Source organism: Pantoea sp. Tr-811, from assembly GCF_011752535.1.
Taxonomy (GTDB): Bacteria; Pseudomonadota; Gammaproteobacteria; order Pseudomonadales; family Pseudomonadaceae; genus Aquipseudomonas.
Map to the genome: position 1 here is coordinate 1 of NZ_VWXJ01000037.1, position 17765 is coordinate 17765.

Consider the following 17765-nt stretch of genomic DNA (forward strand, 5'->3'; position numbering starts at 1 on the left):
CGGCGCATCGCAGGCAAGCCTGCTCCTACAAAGGGCCGCGCGCGGTGGCCACATGAACACTGGCCCGAAACAGATGTAGGAGCAGGCTTGCCTGCGATGCGCCGCGCGGGCGGCGCTCGATCTCAAAGGCGCCACAAAACCCAAGGCATGCACCTGCCAGCCACACCCCCCAACGAACACCCCAAGGACAACCAGGACCCCAGCACGATGCTCACCCAACTCTCCCTCACACCCTACGAATGGCTCCCCATCCTCCTGGCCATCGCCGCCGCCTACATCGTCTTCGGCATCGCCGGCTTCGGCACGGCGCTGGTGGCCGGCCCGGTGCTGATCCATTTCATGCCCCTGTCACGCATCATCCCGCTGCTGGTGCTGCTGGATTTCGTTGCCGCCTTCGGCAACCTGCTGCCGTCGCGCCGCGACGTGGTGCGCGGCGAGCTGTTGCGGCTGCTGCCATGCATGGCCGTGGGCTGCACCCTGGGCGTGGTGTTCCTGCTGCATTTGAAGTCCGACCTGCTGTTGCTGCTGATGGGCCTGTTCGTCACGGCCTACGCCATCTACGGCTTGGCGGTAAAGGTTCGGCCGGCAAAGCTTTCCGGCCTCTGGGCGGTCCCGATGGGCACGGTGGGCGGGCTGTTCGGTGCACTGTTCGGCAGTGGTGGCTTCCTCTATGCGATCTACCTCAGCGCACGCCTGGAAGTGAAAGAGCAGGTGCGCGCCACCCAGAGCGCCTTGATCAGTTGCAGCACCATCGTGCGCCTGTCGCTGTTCCTGGTCGCCGGTGTCTATGCCGATACCAGCTTGCTGCTGCTGGCCGCCTGCCTGCTGCCGGTGATGTTCCTCGGCCTCTGGCTCGGCCGCCGGCTGACCCTGAGGCTTTCCCGCGAGGCTTTCGTGCGCCTGGTCACCTGGCTGGTGCTGGCCAGCGGCCTGGCACTGATCGGTCGCTACCTGAGCGCCTGAGCAGGCGGTAGAATTGCCCCATTACCGCAGTTTTCAGGCTTGCCCCGTTCATGAACACCCAGAGCATCATCGTTCCCAAACTGTCTACCGTGCCGGTGCACGAAGCCCGCGCACGGGCCATCCTGCGCTGGCTGGTGCGCGAGAAAATCGTCGAGGAGGCGCTGAGCACCTGCGGGCGTACCGGCAACCGCATGGGCCATGCGCTGGCCGAGGGTGCGCGCAAGGTCGCCCTGCACCCCGAGAAACTGCCCTTGGGCGAACAGGTCAATGGCCTGGAGGTCATGCTCAAGCGCTGCATCTATACCCCGACCGAAGGCTTTCTCGAAGAAGCCGGTTGCCCGGAGTGCCGCCGCGAGGTCGGTGAGCCGCTGTTCGAGAGCCTGGAAGAATGGATGCCGGCGGTGAGCGACAACTTCACCTGCCCGCTGTGCGGCCATGAAGACGACATCAACGGCTTCATTTTCCTGCAGCCATGTGCCTTTTCCAACCTCGGGTTCATCTTCAACAACTGGGGCGAGGCCGGGTTCACCCAGGCCTTTCTCGACAGCTTCGCCGACTGGCTCGACCAGCCCGTGGCGGTGGTGCAGGTAAAACTGCCATCACGCTGACCGAAGGCCCTTATTTTGCATTGAGCGGCGCGCCGTGGATGAGTATAATGGCGCGCTTCCATTTTTCCCGCCCGGGAGCCCCCGCGATGCTGCGTATCAGCCAAGAAGCCCTGACCTTCGACGATATCCTCCTTGTACCTGGCTACTCCGAGGTACTGCCCAATGAAGTCAGTCTCAAGACCCGTTTGACCCGTGGCATCGAGCTGAACATTCCGCTGGTTTCAGCCGCCATGGATACCGTGACCGAAGCGCGCCTGGCCATTGCCATGGCCCAGGAAGGCGGTATCGGCATCATCCACAAGAACATGACCATCGAACAGCAGGCCGGCGAAGTGCGCAAGGTCAAGAAGTTCGAGGCTGGCGTGGTCAAGGACCCGATCACCATCGAGGCCGACGCCACCGTGCGCGACCTGTTCGAACTGACCCGCCTGAACAACATCTCGGGTGTTCCGGTTCTGGCCAACGGTGACCTGGTCGGTATCGTCACTTCCCGTGACGTGCGCTTCGAAACCCGCCTGGACGCCAAGGTCCGCGACGTGATGACGCCCAAAGAGCGCCTGGTCACGGTCCGCGAAGGCGCCGACAAGAACGAAGTCCGCGAGCTGCTGCACAAGCACCGCCTGGAAAAAGTCCTGATCGTCGACGGCAACTTCGCCCTCAAGGGCATGATGACCGTCAAGGACATCGAGAAGGCCAAGGCCTACCCGCTGGCCAGCAAGGACGACCAGGGTCGCCTGCGCGTTGGCGCAGCGGTCGGCACCGGCAAGGACACCGGCGAGCGCGTTGCCGCCCTGGTTGCCGCCGGCGTTGACGTGGTGGTGGTCGACACCGCCCACGGTCACTCCAAAGGTGTGATCGACCGCGTTCGCTGGGTCAAGGAAAACTACCCGCAGGTGCAGGTGATCGGCGGCAACATCGCCACCGGCGCCGCCGCCAAGGCCCTGGCTGAAGCCGGCGCCGACGCGGTCAAGGTCGGTATCGGCCCAGGCTCGATCTGCACCACCCGCATCGTCGCCGGTGTCGGCGTGCCGCAAATCAGCGCCATCGCCAACGTTGCCGCTGCCCTGGAAGGCACGGGCGTGCCACTGATCGCCGACGGCGGCATCCGTTTCTCGGGTGACCTGTCCAAGGCCATCGTCGCCGGTGCTTCCTGCGTGATGATGGGTTCGATGTTCGCCGGTACCGAAGAAGCGCCGGGCGAAGTCGAGCTGTTCCAGGGCCGTTCCTACAAGGCCTACCGTGGCATGGGTTCGCTGGGTGCCATGGCTCAGGCGCAAGGCTCCTCCGACCGTTACTTCCAGGACTCCTCGGCCGGTGCCGAGAAGCTGGTGCCGGAAGGTATCGAAGGCCGCGTTCCCTACAAGGGCGCCCTGGCCGCGATCATCCACCAGCTGATGGGCGGCCTGCGTTCGTCCATGGGCTACACCGGCAGCGCCACCATCGAAGAAATGCGCACCAAGCCTGAGTTCGTACGCATCACCGGTGCCGGCATGGCCGAGTCCCACGTGCATGACGTGCAGATCACCAAAGAAGCCCCTAACTACCGCGTAGGCTAAGGCTTCCAGTTACAACACAAAGCGGGGCTGTCACGACAGCCCCGCGTCGTTTCCGATTTCCACTGACGAGATTGAGTCATGGCCCTCGACATTCACGCTCACCGCATCCTGATCCTCGATTTCGGTTCCCAGTACACCCAGCTGATCGCCCGCCGCGTGCGCGAAATCGGCGTGTACTGCGAGCTGCACCCATTCGACATGGACGATGAAGCGATCCGCGAATTCAACCCGCGCGGCATCATCCTCGCCGGCGGCCCCGAGTCGGTCCACGAAGCCAACAGCCCGCGTGCCCCACAGGCCGTATTCGACCTGAACGTGCCGGTACTGGGCATCTGCTACGGCATGCAGACCATGGCTGAGCAGATGGGCGGCAAGGTCGAAGGTTCCGAGCTGCGTGAGTTCGGCTACGCCCGTGTCGACGTGGTCGGCAAGAGCCGCCTGCTCGACGGCATCGAAGACCACGTCGACGATGACGGCGTACTGGGCCTGGACGTGTGGATGAGCCACGGCGACAAGGTCACCCAGATGCCAGGCAACTTCCACGTGCTGGCCAGCACCCCGAGCTGCCCGATCGCCGGCATGTTCGACGACAGCCGCGGCTACTACGGCGTGCAGTTCCACCCGGAAGTGACCCACACCAAGCAAGGCGGTCGCATTCTGTCGCGCTTCGTGCAGGACATCTGCGGCTGCGAAGCCCTGTGGACCCCGTCCAACATCGTCGAAGACGCCATCGCCCAGGTGCGTGAGCAAGTCGGCTCGGCCAACGTCCTGCTGGGCCTGTCCGGCGGCGTCGACAGCTCGGTGGTTGCTGCCCTGCTGCACCGCGCCATTGGCGACCAGCTGACCTGCGTATTCGTCGACAACGGCCTGCTGCGCCTGCACGAAGGTGACCAGGTGATGGCCATGTTCAAGGAGAACATGGGCGTCAAGGTGATCCGCGCCGACGCTGAAAAGCAGTTCCTCGACAACCTGGAAGGCGAAGCGGACCCGGAGAAGAAGCGCAAGATCATCGGCCGCACCTTCATCGACATCTTCGATGCCGAAGCCAGCAAGCTGGAGAACATCCAGTTCCTCGCCCAGGGCACCATCTACCCGGACGTGATCGAGTCCGCTGGCGCCAAGAGCGGCAAGGCCCACGTGATCAAGTCGCACCACAACGTCGGTGGCCTGCCTGAGGAAATGAACCTCAAGCTGGTCGAGCCGCTGCGCGAGCTGTTCAAGGACGAAGTACGCAAGATCGGTCTGGAGCTGGGCCTGCCGTACGACATGGTCTACCGCCACCCGTTCCCGGGCCCGGGCCTGGGCGTGCGTATCCTGGGTGAAGTGAAGAAGGAATACGCCGACATCCTGCGCCGCGCCGACCATATCTTCATCGAGGAGCTGCGCAAGGCCGACTGGTACCACAAGACCAGCCAGGCATTCGTGGTGTTCCAGCCGGTGAAGTCGGTTGGCGTCGTTGGCGACGGCCGTCGCTACGCCTGGGTAGTGGCACTGCGCGCCGTCGAAACTGTGGACTTCATGACCGCACGCTGGGCGCACCTGCCGTACGAACTGCTGGAAACCGTCAGCGGCCGTATCATCAACGAGATCGAAGGCATCTCGCGGGTGACCTACGACGTGTCGAGCAAGCCGCCGGCCACTATCGAGTGGGAATGAGTTGAGCCACAAGGGCGCCGCAAGGCGCCCTTGTTGTATCTGCCGTCAGCGCGGGAGAAACAATACTTCACTTAATATTTCCCATTTGCAGGTGTATCGTATTCGCCCTTCACCGCCAGCCCTGCTGGCAGCTTGATTGCACCGCTCACGAGGTACCCGCACCGATGTCCTTCTCCCGTCGACAAATGCTCAAGGGCCTCACCGGCCTGGTTGTGGTTGGCCTGGGCGCCGGTGGCGCGGCCCGTTACTGGCTGGGCAAGGTCGAGGACGACAACGCCGGGCACGACTACGAGCTGATCGCCGCCCCCCTGGACGTCGAGCTGGTGCCGGGCTTCAAGACCGAGGCCTGGGCCTTCGGCCCGTCGGCGCCTGGCACTGAGTTGCGGGTACGCCAGGGCACCTGGCTGCGGGTGCGCTTCATCAACCACCTGCCGGTGGAAACCACCATCCACTGGCACGGCATTCGCCTGCCGCTGGAAATGGACGGCGTGCCCTACGTCTCGCAGTTGCCGGTCAAGCCGGGTGAGTACTTCGACTACAAGTTCCGCGTGCCGGACGCCGGCAGCTACTGGTACCACCCCCACGTCGACAGTTCCGAGGAACTGGGGCGTGGCCTGGTCGGCCCGTTGATCGTCGAGGAGCGCGAGCCGACCGGCTTCCAACATGAGCGCACGCTGAGCCTGAAGAACTGGCACGTGGACGAGCAGGGCGCCTGGCTGCCCTTCAGTATCCCGCGCGAGGCAGCGCGCAACGGCACCGCGGGACGGTTGATTACCATCAATGGCCAGGCTGACTCGGTCACGGAACTGCCGGCTGGCCAGGTGGTGCGGGTGCGCCTGCTGAACCTGGACAACACCTGGACCTACCGCCTCAACCTCAAGGGCAACTGCGAGGCGAAGATCTATGCCCTGGACGGCAACCCGGTGACCCCTCGGGCACTGGACGACGAATACTGGCTCGGCCCCGGCATGCGCATCTGCCTGGCCATCCGCATTCCCGAGGTGGGCGAGGAAGTTTCCCTGCGCGACGGTTTCGTGCGCCTGGGCACCCTGCGTTCAGTGGCCAGCAACGCGGCGCCGGGCGATTGGCCCAAGGCCTTGCCGGCGAACCCGATTGCCGAGCCGGACCTGGAGAATGCCGAAAAGCTCAACTTCAATTTCGAATGGGCGGCCAGCGTTTCGGTCGACGCCAACCCGGACAAGCCGTCGAGTATGTGGCAGATCAACGGCCAGGCCTGGGACATCACCGACAAGACCTGCGCCGACCGGCCAATCGCCACGCTGAAGAAGGGCAAGAGCTACATCTTCGAGCTGAAGAACATGACCCAGTATCAGCACCCGATTCACCTGCATGGCATGAGTTTCAAGGTGATCGGTTCCAATCGCCGCCAGATCCCCGAGCCTTACTTCACCGACACCTACCTGCTGGGCAAGAACGAACGTGCCCAGGTGGCCCTGGTGGCCGATAACCCCGGCACCTGGATGTTCCATTGCCACGTGATCGACCACATGGAAACCGGCCTGATGGCCGCGATCGCGGTGGTGTGATGCGCCCGCAGATCATCGATCGCAGCCGCGATCAGGAATTCATGCGCCTGGCCCTGGCCCTGGCCGCCGAGGGTGCGGCCATGGGCGAGGTGCCGGTGGGTGCGGTGCTGGTGCAGCATGGCCAGGTGCTCGGCCAGGGCTTCAACCGGCCGATCATCGACAGCGACCCCAGCGCCCATGCCGAGATGGTGGCCATTCGTGCGGCGGCCCAGGCGGCCAGCAACTACCGGCTGCCAGGCAGCACCCTGTACGTGACTTTGGAGCCCTGCAGCATGTGTGCGGGGCTGATCGTGCATTCGCGGGTGGCGCGGGTGGTGTTCGGCGCGCTGGAGCCCAAGGCGGGCATCGTGCAGAGCCAGGGGCAGTTCTTCGCGCAGGGCTTTCTCAACCATCGGGTGATGGTGGAGGGCGGGGTGCTGGCCGAGGAGTGTGGGCAGATCCTGAGTGAGTTCTTCAAGGCGCGTCGCGCCAAGGCATGACCTGCCCTGAAAGCCTGCGCTGACCGGGTAGGAGCGAGCGTAGCTCGCGATGGGGCGCGCAGCGGCCCCGGTTTTGCAGCTCCGCGGCACGAATGCCGGGGCTGCTTTGCAGCCCATCGCGAGCTGCGCTCGCTCCTACCAGGGCCACCGTCAACGGGTGAGATCGGTTTTACATCGGCGGCGACTGGTCCGCAGGTTTGTCCTTGTTCACCCCTGGCACATGCAGAGCACCCTCGGCCACCTGGCCTTCGAGCTGTGGCTGGGTCACCCAGGTGAGAATGTCGTAGTAGCGCCGGATGTTGGCCACGAAGTGCACCGGCTCACCGCCACGGGCATAGCCGTACTTGGTCTGCCGGTACCACTGCTTCTGCGAAAGGCGCGGCAGCATTTTCTTCACGTCCAGCCACTTGTTCGGGTTCAGCTTCTCGCGCTTGGCCAGGGTGCGGGCGTCGTCCAGGTGGCCGGTGCCGACGTTGTAGGCGGCCAGGGCGAACCAGGTGCGGTCCGGCTCCTTGATGCTGTCGTCGAGCTCTTCCTTGATCTTCATGAAGTACTTGGCGCCGCCCTGGATACTCTGCTTGGGGTCCAGGCGGTTGGACACGCCCATGGCCTGGGCGGTGCGCTGGGTCAGCATCATCAGGCCGCGCACGCCGGTCTTGGAGGTGACCTCAGGCTGCCACATCGACTCCTGGTAGCCGATCGCTGCCAGCAGGCGCCAATCGACCTGCTCGACCTTGGCGTAGCTCTTGAAGTGCTTCTCGTACTTGGGCAGGCGCTGCTGCAGGTGCTGGGCGAAGGTGTAGGCACCCACATAGCCGAGCACGTCGACATGGCCGTAGTAGCGGTCTTTCAGGCGCTGCAGGGTGCCGTTCTTCTGGGCCTTGTCGAGGTATTCGTTGATTTCGTTGAGCAGGCTGTTGTCTTCACCGGCGGCCACCGCCCAGCGCTGGTCGCGGGTGTCGCCCAGGTCGAAGGCCACCCGCACGTTGGGGAAGTACACCTGGTTCATTGCCAGTTCGTTGGAGTCGACCAAGGTCAGGTCGATCTGCCCTTCGTCGACCATGCGCAGCAGGTCGACCACCTCGACGGCGTCGGACTCTTCGTACTGCAGGCCTGGGTACTGCTTCTTCAGCTCGGCCAATTGGTCGGCGTGGCTGCTGCCCTTGAGCACCATGATCTTCTTGCCGACCAAACCCTTGGCGTCGGTGGGGCGAGGGCGGCCGTTGCGGTAGATGACCTGCGGCGTCACTTCCAGGTAGGGGTGCGAGTACTTGACCTGGGCCTGGCGCCGTTCGCTGCTGACCAGGCCGGCTGCCGCCAGCACAGGGCCTGAGGGCTTGCCCAGGGCGCCATAGAGTTCATCGAGGTTGTCGGCGGTTTCGATCTGCAGCTTCACGCCCAGGTCATCGGCAAAGTGCTTGACCAGCTCGTATTCGAAGCCGGTTTCGCCGTTGCGGTCCTGGAAGTAGGTGGCCGGGCTGTTGCGGGTTATCACGCGCAGCACGCCGTCCTCCTTCACGCGCTCGAGGGTGCTGGGTTTTTCAACGCAGGCACCGAGCAGTAGAAAGAGTCCGGTTGCAATCAGCCATTTGGCGCAACGCTGGCGCAAAGCAGTGTGGGCGAACATAGGTTGCAGTATACGCAAAGGACCGGCCCAACCATATCTCGACAACGGTTAGCTTGTCTGGTAGCGCGTTGTGTGGTTGGGCCTGCCATTGGAGGGGCGGCGCTCGATCTCCCAGGCGCAGAATCACCCAAGGCAAACCCCCTCTGAAATTTGACCCCGAAGTCCGGTTCCACCGCCCGGCAGCCACGGCGTAGAGCGGGTGCCGCAAGCCATCGAATTAGGCTAGAATGCACGGCCTCTAAGCACACCCCTTCCTGAGGCTGTCCCGACGATGTTGATCCTGCGCGGCGCTCCTGCCCTTTCTGCCTTTCGCCACGGTAAATTACTCGAGCAACTGAGCCAGAAAGTCCCCGCTGTTACTGGTTTGTATGCCGAATTCGCCCACTTCGCCGACGTTGACGGCGAGCTGACCGCCGACCAGCAGCAGGTGCTGGGCCGTCTGCTCAAATACGGCCCGAGCGTGCCGGTACAGGAGCCGACCGGCCGCCTGTTCCTGGTCGTGCCGCGCCTGGGCACCATCTCGCCATGGGCCAGCAAGGCCAGCGACATCGCCCACAACTGCGGCCTGCAGTCGATCCAGCGCCTGGAGCGCGGCATCGCCTACTACGTTGCCGGCAACCTCAGCGACGCCGATGCGCAACTCATCGCCGCCGAACTGCACGACCGCATGACCCAGCGCGTGCTGGCCCAGCTGGAGCAGGCGTCGGACCTGTTCAGCCACGCCCAGCCCAAGCCGATGACCTCGGTGGATATCCTCTCCGGTGGCCGCGCCGCCCTGGCCCAGGCCAACCTCGACCTGGGCCTGGCCCTGGCCGAAGACGAGATCGACTACCTGGTCAACGCCTTCCAGGGCCTCAAGCGCAACCCGAACGACATCGAACTGATGATGTTCGCCCAGGCCAACTCCGAGCACTGCCGCCACAAGATCTTCAACGCCAGTTGGGACATCGACGGCCAGGCTCAGGAAAAGAGCCTGTTCGGCATGATCAAGAACACCTACCAGATGCACAACGAAGGCGTGCTGTCGGCCTACAAGGACAACGCCTCGGTCATCGTCGGCAACGTTGCCGGGCGCTTCTTCCCGAACCCTGAAACCCGCCAGTACGGCGCGGTGCAGGAGCCGGTGCACATCCTGATGAAGGTCGAGACGCACAACCACCCGACCGCCATCGCCCCGTTCTCCGGCGCCTCCACCGGCTCCGGCGGCGAAATCCGCGACGAAGGCGCGACCGGCCGTGGCGCCAAGCCCAAGGCCGGCCTGACCGGCTTCACCGTGTCCAACCTGCGCATTCCGGGCTTCGAACAGCCGTGGGAACAGGCCTACGGCAAGCCTGAGCGCATCGTCGATGCCCTCGACATCATGATCGAAGGCCCACTGGGCGGCGCTGCGTTCAACAACGAATTCGGCCGCCCGGCCCTGACCGGCTACTTCCGTACCTTCGAGCAAGCCATCGACACCCCGCACGGTGAAGAAGTGCGCGGCTACCACAAGCCGATCATGCTCGCAGGCGGCATGGGCAACATCCGTGAAGACCACGTGCAGAAGGGCGAGATCACCGTCGGCGCCAAGCTGATCGTGCTCGGCGGCCCGGCCATGCTCATTGGCCTGGGCGGCGGCGCCGCATCGTCGGTGGCCACCGGTGCCAGCTCGGCCGACCTGGACTTCGCCTCGGTACAGCGCGAAAACCCTGAAATGGAACGCCGTTGCCAGGAAGTCATCGACCGCTGCTGGCAGCTGGGCGACGCCAACCCGATCGCCTTCATCCACGACGTCGGTGCCGGCGGCATTTCCAACGCCTTCCCGGAACTGGTCAACGACGGCGGCCGCGGTGGCCGCTTCGAGCTGCGCAACGTGCCCAACGACGAGCCGGGCATGGCCCCGCACGAAATCTGGAGCAACGAATCGCAGGAACGCTACGTGCTGGCCGTCAGCGCCGAGGACTTCGAGCGCTTCCAGGCGATTTGCGAACGCGAGCGTTGCCCGTTCGCAGTGGTCGGTGAGGCCACCGAAGAGCAGCACCTGACCGTTACCGACAGCCACTTCGACAACACCCCGGTCGACATGCCGCTCGACGTGCTGCTGGGCAAGCCGCCGCGCATGCACCGTTCGGTTACCCGCGAAGCCGAGCTGGGCGATGATTTCGACCCAAGCCAGCTGGACCTGGACGCCGCCGTGCAGCGCGTGCTCAGCCACCCGGCCGTGGCCAGCAAGAGCTTCCTGATCACCATCGGCGACCGCACCATCACCGGCCTGGTCGCCCGCGACCAGATGGTCGGCCCGTGGCAGGTGCCGGTGGCCGACTGCGCCGTCACCGCCACCAGCTTCGACGTCTACACCGGTGAAGCCATGGCCATGGGCGAGCGTACCCCGCTGGCCCTGCTCGATGCCCCGGCGTCCGGGCGCATGGCGATTGGCGAAACCATCACCAACCTGGCCGCTTCGCGCATCGAAAAACTGTCCGACATCAAACTGTCGGCCAACTGGATGTCCGCCGCCGGCCACCCGGGTGAAGACGCGCGCCTGTACGACACCGTCAAGGCCGTGGGCATGGAGCTGTGCCCGGAGCTGGGCATCACCATCCCGGTCGGCAAAGACTCCATGTCGATGAAGACCAAGTGGAGCGAAGAGGGCGTCGAGAAGAGCGTCACTTCGCCGATGTCGCTGATCATCACCGGCTTCGCCCCGGTCACCGACATCCGCCAGACCCTCACCCCGCAACTGCGCATGGACAAGGGCGAGACTGACCTGATCCTGATCGACCTGGGCCGCGGCAAGAACCGCATGGGCGCCTCGATCCTGGCCCAGACCTACGGCAAGATCGCGGCCCAGGCACCGGACGTCGACGACGCCGAAGACCTCAAGGCCTTCTTCGCCGTGATCCAGGGCCTGAACGCCGACGGCCACCTGCTGGCCTACCACGACCGTTCCGACGGCGGCCTGCTGACCACCGTGCTGGAAATGGCCTTTGCCGGCCACTGCGGCCTCGACCTGCACCTCGACCCGCTGACCGACAGCAAGGGCGACGTGCCGGCCATTCTGTTCAACGAAGAGCTGGGCGCGGTCATCCAGGTTCGCCAGGATGCCACCCCGGACGTACTGGCACAGTTCAGCGCCGCGGGCCTGGGCGAAGAGTGCGTGGCGGTGATCGGCAAGCCGATCAACAACGGCGAAGTGTCCATCAGCCTCAACGGCGAAGTGCTGTTCGACGATGACCGTCGCATGCTGCAGCGCCAGTGGGCCGAAACCAGCTACCAGATCCAGCGCCTGCGCGACAACGCCGACTGCGCCGACCAGGAATTCGACCTGCTGCTCGAAGAAGACAACCCAGGCCTGTCGGTCAAGGTTGGCTACGACGTCAACGACGACATCGCCGCGCCGTACATCAAGAAGGGCGTGCGCCCGCAAGTGGCGATCCTGCGCGAGCAGGGCGTCAACGGCCAGGTGGAGATGGCGGCGGCCTTCGACCGCGCAGGCTTTGCCGCCATCGACGTGCACATGAGCGACATCCTGTCTGGCCGCGTGGACTTCGAAGCCTTCAAGGGCCTGGTCGCCTGCGGTGGCTTCTCCTACGGTGACGTGCTCGGTGCCGGTGAAGGCTGGGCCAAGTCGGCGCTGTTCAACAGCCGCGCCCGCGACGCCTTCCAGGCCTTCTTCGAGCGCACCGACAGCTTCGCCCTGGGCGTGTGCAACGGTTGCCAGATGATGTCCAACCTGCACGAGCTGATTCCGGGCACCGAATACTGGCCGCACTTCGTGCGCAACCGTTCGGAACAGTTCGAGGCGCGCGTGGCCATGGTCGAGGTGCAGAAGTCCAACTCGATCTTCCTGCAGGGCATGGCCGGTTCGCGCATGCCAATCGCCATCGCCCACGGTGAAGGCCATGCCGAGTTCGCCAGCGAAGACGCACTGCTCGAAGCCGACCTGTCCGGTTGCGTGGCCCTGCGCTACGTCGACAACCACGGCAAGGTCACCGAAGCCTACCCGGCCAACCCGAACGGCTCGCCGCGGGGTATCACCGGCCTCACCAGCCGCGACGGCCGCGTGACCATCATGATGCCGCACCCGGAGCGTATGTTCCGCGCCGTGCAGAACTCCTGGCGCCCGGATGAGTGGCAGGAAGACGCCGCGCTGATGCGTATGTTCCGCAACGCCCGCGTCTGGGTGAACTAAGGCGGTGCACAAGCTCGCCTTCTTCGTCCCGGCCAGCCATGTGGAAGTGGTCAAGGCCGCCGTGTTCGCCGCCGGTGGCGGGCGCATCGGCGACTACGACCACTGCGCCTGGCAAACCCTGGGCCAAGGCCAGTTCCGCCCACTGGACGGCAGCCAGCCGTTCCTTGGGCAAACCGGCCAGGTCGAGGTGGTGGAGGAGTGGAAGGTAGAGCTGGTGGTGGCTGACGACCTGGTCGCCCAGGTCGTTGCCGCATTGCGCCAGAGCCATCCGTATGAAACGCCAGCCTATGAGGTCTGGCGTTTGCTCGATTACTGACCTGGCGGCCTACCGGCTCCAGGGGGCAGGCCCGGCATCGGGCAAATTGACAATGTCCCAGTAGCTGGTATCGGTGATCTCCTCGATTTCTTCGATATGCTTCACGGCCTCGTCCAGGCGGCTCTTAATCGCCTTCAACGCGCGCTCCAGCTCGTCGCGTTGCAACTGCCGAAGCGTTTCCAGCGATTTGCCCTGCTCGACTTTTTCAGGGTTCTCCCTGGCCCATTTGTCGACTGTTTGCTCGAACCACTCAGCGTCGTTGGGGTGGACCATGAAGCGTTCGGCTACCTCCCGTGGGTCGCCTGCCTCCGTTCCCGTCGATGTCCAGTGCTGGTACATGGCGCGTCCGACATCCCGCACGGCCAGTGCCGCCAGCAGCACAGCCAGGCCATGGAACGGATGGGTGTCGTGGTCTTTGGCCAGCTGTGAGTGGGTGGCCATGATGCTGGCGTCCTGATTGGGGTCGCCCCCCAGGTGGTGCTGCAAGGTCGCGATATGGTCGCCTGCCCATTTCAGCAGGGGCTTCTTGATAAGGTTGCTGGCATAGTCGACGGCTTTGCTTGGCACTTCGGCGATCTGTATCACTCCCTGTAGCCATTCATACGCCGCGCTACCCCTGATGCCATCGCGTGCGTTGAGGTACAGCTCATACGCCTTGACCAGAAACGGGTCCTCGTCCTTGAGCAAGATCAGCATGACATTGTCGAAGTCGCTGCGCTCACCGGCCTTCGGAGGTGGGGCGTCGTTGTCTGTATACAGCAGGTTGGCCAGTGGGTCGCTGACGCTGCCGACGATATCCAGCGCACCGAACATGCCCGTGATGACAGGAATGTCATGGCGGCTTTCTTCCCTCGATTCGATACGGGGCGCCCACACCAGCACTTCACCGTGCCCCAGCTTGCGCAAGCTGAGCTCGATGAAGTTGGAATGGGCGAAATAGTCTTCCAGCACATGCAGGGCCTCACCGAACAGGCGCATGCCTGTTGCTGTCATGCCTTCCTTCTTGGCCGCCTCCAGTTGCTTGACCATATAGGCGAGCGGCCGGCGGATGTAGCGCTTCATCGAGCGCTTGGGCAGTACCTTGTTGGCGACATGTTCAGGCAACACCAGGGCGGTGAACTCAGGGTCGATGCTGCGTGGGTCGAATGCCTCCCGGTCCAGCGTGGTGGGGTTGTCGATATGCTCGTGGGCGCGGTAGACACCCAGCATTTTCGGGGTTACCCGGTAGTTTTCACGCCCTTCTGGCGTTTGCTGCAAGGCCTGGAATGCCTTGAGGCCGAACAGGTCGACGATGGCGGTCAGCTTTTCCCGGGAAACCCTTGGCAGATTGCCTGAAATGATGGCTTGAAGAATCTGTGCGGTGTCGACGCCGGCATTTTCCTGTGGCTGAACGATCTTGGGGTCGATCAGCTGCGAGTAATCACGCAGCCAGTTACCAAAATAGATGGCTTGGCGTTGCGCCTCGTCAAAACCTACGGCTTCCAAGACGTCTTCGATGGACTGGTGGCCGTAGGAGTGACGGGCGTTTTTGTCACCGCGCCCCGCGGAAAAGCGGTTTACCCGGTACTGGCTGCTGTCCGGGATACTGAGCGTCAATTGATGTTCGGTGCCTGCCTCGGTAACGGTGGCGATCGTGCCGCCAGAGGTGAGCGGCTTGGTGTAGAACAACAGAGTGCGCACGAAGTCAGCCTTGACTGCTTCGGCCCCAGGCGTCTCAACCTCTGGCAGGCCAAGCGCGGTGGAGCCTCGTAGCAATAGGTGCTGCACGTGCAGCGCGAATGCACCTAGCAACGCGATCATGAGCGGGGCGGTGGCGGCGGGCTCGTCAATGGCGCGGGCGACTGCATCGTGCTGCACCTGTATCAGGCCCGTTTGGCTGTCGTACGTGCAGGGCCGGTCGCTGTCCTGGTTGATCTGGCACGGCGGGTTGCTGAAGGCCTTGGCAATCAGCTCCTTGTGCAGGTGCATGAACAAGGCAGGGGGCAGGCGGCTGCCGAACACCGGCCTGAACAAGTGCGTGAACATCTGCACGTCCATGCTGGATGCCAGTTCGGCAAAGTGATCGAGGGCGAACGTGCTGTTGAGTGAAGAAAGGTCGGGATGCTGGTCGTTCATCGTAACTACCTGATTCGAATGAACGGCCAGCATGTGCAAGCGGTGGCCTGAAATGCAGGCGGTAGTGCTGCCGGTGCAGGCCCCTAGTGCCCTGCAACTTCACGGCTGCCAGGCGATGGCTCACGCACCAGGGTGCACGCCACCAGCCCCAGTTCGAACAGCATCCACATCGGCACCGCCAGCATGGTCTGCGAGAACACATCCGGCGGCGTGAGGATCATCCCCACCACGAAGCAGCCAACGATCACGTAAGGCCGGCTGCGCCGCAGCGTTGGCACATCGGCCACGCCCACCCACACCACGATGAACGTTGCCACCGGGATTTCGAAGGCCAGGCCGAATGCCAGGAACAACGCCAGGATGAAGTCCAGGTACTGGCTGATGTCGGTCATCATTGCCACGCCGTCCGGGGTCGCGCTGGCGAAGAAGCCGAACATCATCGGGAACACCAGGAAGAACGCGAAGGCCATGCCGGCATAGAACAACAGGATGCTCGACACCAGCAACGGCAGGGCAATGCGCCGTTCACGGCGGTACAGGCCCGGCGCCAGAAACCCCCAGGCCTGGTGCAGCAACAACGGCATGGCAACGAACACGGCGCACATCGCGGTGAGCTTGAACGGTGTCAGGAACGGTGAGGTGACGCTGGTGGCGATCATGCTGGCGCCTTCCGGCAAAAACCGCCGTAGCGGCTCGGAAACCAGCGTGTACAAGGCCTGGGCAAACGGGAACAGGCCGGCGAACACCAGCGCCAGCAGCGCCAGGCAGCGCACCAGGCGTTTGCGCAGGTCGCGCAGGTGCTCGGTCAGCGGCATGCTGGCCGCTGGGTCGATGGCACGCTTCATAAGGTGTTTTCCTTGGGCGTCGGGGCCGTAGCTCCATCATTGGCCGGCTCCGCGTTCAGGCTGATGCCCTGGCGGATTTCCTGCTCCAGGCGCTGCAGTGGGGCGCTGTCGAACGCAGGCATGTCGATTTCACGCTCCATCTGCGTGCGCAGGCCCTGCATGGCCCGGCGCGCCTGGCCGAGTATGCGGCCCAGGGTTCGCGCCGCCACCGGCAGGCGTTCCGGGCCGAGCACCAGCAGCGCGACGACGCCGACCAACAGCAGTTCGCTGAAGCCGATCTCGAACATCAGCCCTGGCGATCCGCTTGCGGCTGCTGGGCGGCCTGCTGGGTCACGGGCGGCTGCTGCTGAACGTGGGGCGCGCCTGGCGCCTCATCGCCGCCCATGGACTTGCGAAAGCCTTGGATCGCTTCGCCAACGTCGCTGCCCAGGCCTTTGAGGCGCTTGGTGCCAAACAGCAGGAACACGATCAGCAGTACGATCACCAGTTGCCAGATTCCGATGCCACCCATTGCCACTACTCCTGTAAGGTCATGAAAACGAAGGCCAATCCTGCCTTGTGCGGATGACGCCAACATGACTGCAAGCCCGCTGCAATGTCCTTGCAACAACCCAGGTGAAGACTTGCGTTTTGATTCGCGCGAAGGGCGGTTGCACGATGGCGGGCAAGCAACAGCAGGGCGCGGCGCTGCTGATGGTGATGGTGGTGTTGGCCATGCTGGCGGCAGGCATGGCCTGGCTGGTGGAGGATGGCCGGCGCCAAGTCGATGACGTGCAGTTGCTGCGCCAGCGGGTTCAGGTGCGGGCCATGGAGCAAGCGGGCCTGGCCTATGCCAGCCAGGCCCTGCGCGACCCGGCCTGGCGCCTTAGCCCGCTGTTCTGGCAAGCCCTGCGCGGGCAACCGCTGGCCTACGATTTTGGCGCTGGCCACGCGCAGCTGCGGGTGCGCGACCAGCACACCTGCTTCAACGTCAATGCCCTGTTGGGGGCAGAGGGTGAGCGTGCCGAGCGCCAGTTGCGCCAGGTGCTGGGCGATGACATGGCCGCCGCGCAGCTGGTCGATGCCTTGGCCGACTGGCTCGACAGCGACAGCGACGCCCGCCTGCAGGGCGCCGAGAGCGCCCAGTACCTGCGCCAGCAGCCTCCCCGGCTGGCGGCCAACCAGCCGATGCTCGACACCAGCGAGCTGAACCTTTTGCTTGAACCCGACGCTACTCGCCAACGGCGTTACCCGATGTTGTGTGCCCTGCCGCAAACCACGGGTTGGCGCCTGAATGCCAATGCGTTGGGCGTGGAGCACTTGCCGTTGCTCGATGCGTTGTACGAGGGGCGTTACCCGCGTTCGTTGCTTAGCCGCATCATCACTGGGCGCCCGGCTTCGGGGTACCCGGATGCCTCGGCGCTACGCCAGGCACTGGGCGCGGTGGACGATGAAACCTTCGAGCGCTTGAGCGAGGGGTTGCTGCTCAACAGCGGGTACTACCGGCTGCAGCTGTCGTTTGAGGAGCAGGGCAGGGTGATGCGCAGCGAATACGAGGTAGAGGCACTGGGGGTGGTGCAATGGCACGCCCGGGTGCCGGCGCAACAGGTGCGCGTGCGTAGCCGCGAGCCGATGATCTGGTAAAGCCACAGGAGATCGCGTTTTCACCCGTTGACGGTAGGCCTTGTAGGAGCGAGCGCAGCTCGCGATGGGCTGCACAGCAGCCCTGGCATTTTGAGCCGCGAAGCTGAAAAACTGGGGCCGCTGCGCGCCCCATCGCGAGCTGCGCTCGCTCCTACCCGGTCGGCGCCAACCCTGTGGCCCCCGGCCCGGGATCAGACGGTGCCGATCTCCCCGCCATCATTACGCTGGATTACCACCGTCGACGAGCGTGGCCGTACCG

The 17765-nt window shown here is 64.3% G+C and carries 14 protein-coding genes; 9 read left to right on the top strand and 5 right to left on the bottom strand.

The window, feature by feature from the left end:
* The first annotated feature begins 147 nt into the window (after positions 1 to 147).
* The 6 genes from F3J44_RS28970 (at position 148) to tadA (ending at position 6809) form a co-directional block, all read left to right on the top strand.
* Positions 148 to 963 (top strand): sulfite exporter TauE/SafE family protein, encoded by an 816-nt coding sequence (locus F3J44_RS28970; protein WP_240158575.1) that lies wholly within the window; start codon positions 148 to 150, stop codon positions 961 to 963.
* Positions 964 to 1013: 50 nt separating this feature from the next.
* Complete coding sequence (locus F3J44_RS28975) at positions 1014 to 1571, top strand: sugar ABC transporter ATPase (RefSeq protein ID WP_167060327.1); 558 nt, start codon at positions 1014 to 1016, stop codon at positions 1569 to 1571.
* Between the two features lie 86 nt (positions 1572 to 1657).
* Positions 1658 to 3127 (top strand): IMP dehydrogenase, encoded by a 1470-nt coding sequence (gene guaB, locus F3J44_RS28980; RefSeq protein ID WP_167060324.1) that lies wholly within the window; start codon positions 1658 to 1660, stop codon positions 3125 to 3127.
* Between the two features lie 78 nt (positions 3128 to 3205).
* On the top strand, positions 3206 to 4783 hold the full coding sequence (guaA, locus tag F3J44_RS28985) for a glutamine-hydrolyzing GMP synthase (protein ID WP_167060321.1): 1578 nt from the start codon (positions 3206 to 3208) through the stop codon (positions 4781 to 4783).
* Positions 4784 to 4947: 164 nt separating this feature from the next.
* Positions 4948 to 6330: a multicopper oxidase family protein gene (locus F3J44_RS28990; RefSeq protein WP_167277912.1), complete on the top strand. Its 1383-nt coding sequence runs from the start codon at positions 4948 to 4950 to the stop codon at positions 6328 to 6330.
* Positions 6327 to 6809, top strand: coding sequence for a tRNA adenosine(34) deaminase TadA (tadA, locus tag F3J44_RS28995; protein ID WP_370526362.1), 483 nt, complete (start codon positions 6327 to 6329; stop codon positions 6807 to 6809). Before F3J44_RS28990 ends, tadA begins: the two co-directional genes overlap by 4 nt.
* A gap of 169 nt (positions 6810 to 6978) precedes the next feature.
* Here the strand turns inward: tadA and mltF are convergent, their stop codons facing one another.
* The gene (gene mltF, locus F3J44_RS29000) at positions 6979 to 8436 is read right to left on the bottom strand and encodes a membrane-bound lytic murein transglycosylase MltF (RefSeq protein ID WP_167060311.1); all 1458 of its coding nucleotides are present in this window, start codon (positions 8434 to 8436) and stop codon (positions 6979 to 6981) included.
* 271 nt (positions 8437 to 8707) lie between these two features.
* Here mltF and purL point away from each other — a divergent pair, with 271 nt between their 5' ends.
* Together purL and F3J44_RS29010 are read left to right on the top strand one after the other, a co-directional pair.
* Positions 8708 to 12607, top strand: a complete 3900-nt coding sequence (gene purL, locus F3J44_RS29005; protein ID WP_167277914.1) for a phosphoribosylformylglycinamidine synthase — start codon at positions 8708 to 8710, stop codon at positions 12605 to 12607.
* 4 nt (positions 12608 to 12611) lie between these two features.
* Positions 12612 to 12923, top strand: coding sequence for an NGG1p interacting factor NIF3 (locus F3J44_RS29010; protein WP_167277915.1), 312 nt, complete (start codon positions 12612 to 12614; stop codon positions 12921 to 12923).
* A gap of 9 nt (positions 12924 to 12932) precedes the next feature.
* Here the strand turns inward: F3J44_RS29010 and F3J44_RS29015 are convergent, their stop codons facing one another.
* The 4 genes from F3J44_RS29015 to tatA form a co-directional block, all read right to left on the bottom strand.
* Positions 12933 to 15038: an HET-C-related protein gene (locus tag F3J44_RS29015; RefSeq protein ID WP_167277917.1), complete on the bottom strand. Its 2106-nt coding sequence runs from the start codon at positions 15036 to 15038 to the stop codon at positions 12933 to 12935.
* A gap of 83 nt (positions 15039 to 15121) precedes the next feature.
* Entirely contained in the window at positions 15122 to 15883 is a 762-nt protein-coding gene (tatC, locus tag F3J44_RS29020) for a twin-arginine translocase subunit TatC (protein WP_167277918.1), read from the bottom strand.
* Positions 15880 to 16170 carry a Sec-independent protein translocase protein TatB gene (gene tatB / locus F3J44_RS29025; RefSeq protein WP_167060295.1) on the bottom strand — a complete coding sequence of 97 codons (291 nt, stop codon included), beginning with the start codon at positions 16168 to 16170 and terminating at the stop codon, positions 15880 to 15882. Before tatB ends, tatC begins: the two co-directional genes overlap by 4 nt.
* Positions 16170 to 16394: a twin-arginine translocase TatA/TatE family subunit gene (gene tatA, locus F3J44_RS29030; RefSeq protein WP_205300254.1), complete on the bottom strand. Its 225-nt coding sequence runs from the start codon at positions 16392 to 16394 to the stop codon at positions 16170 to 16172. The genes tatB and tatA overlap by 1 nt, the downstream gene beginning before the upstream one ends.
* 146 nt (positions 16395 to 16540) lie before the next feature.
* On the opposite strand from tatA, the gene gspK reads away from it, so the two are divergent.
* Positions 16541 to 17506, top strand: coding sequence for a type II secretion system minor pseudopilin GspK (gene gspK, locus F3J44_RS29035; protein ID WP_167277920.1), 966 nt, complete (start codon positions 16541 to 16543; stop codon positions 17504 to 17506).
* Positions 17507 to 17765 lie beyond the last annotated feature (259 nt).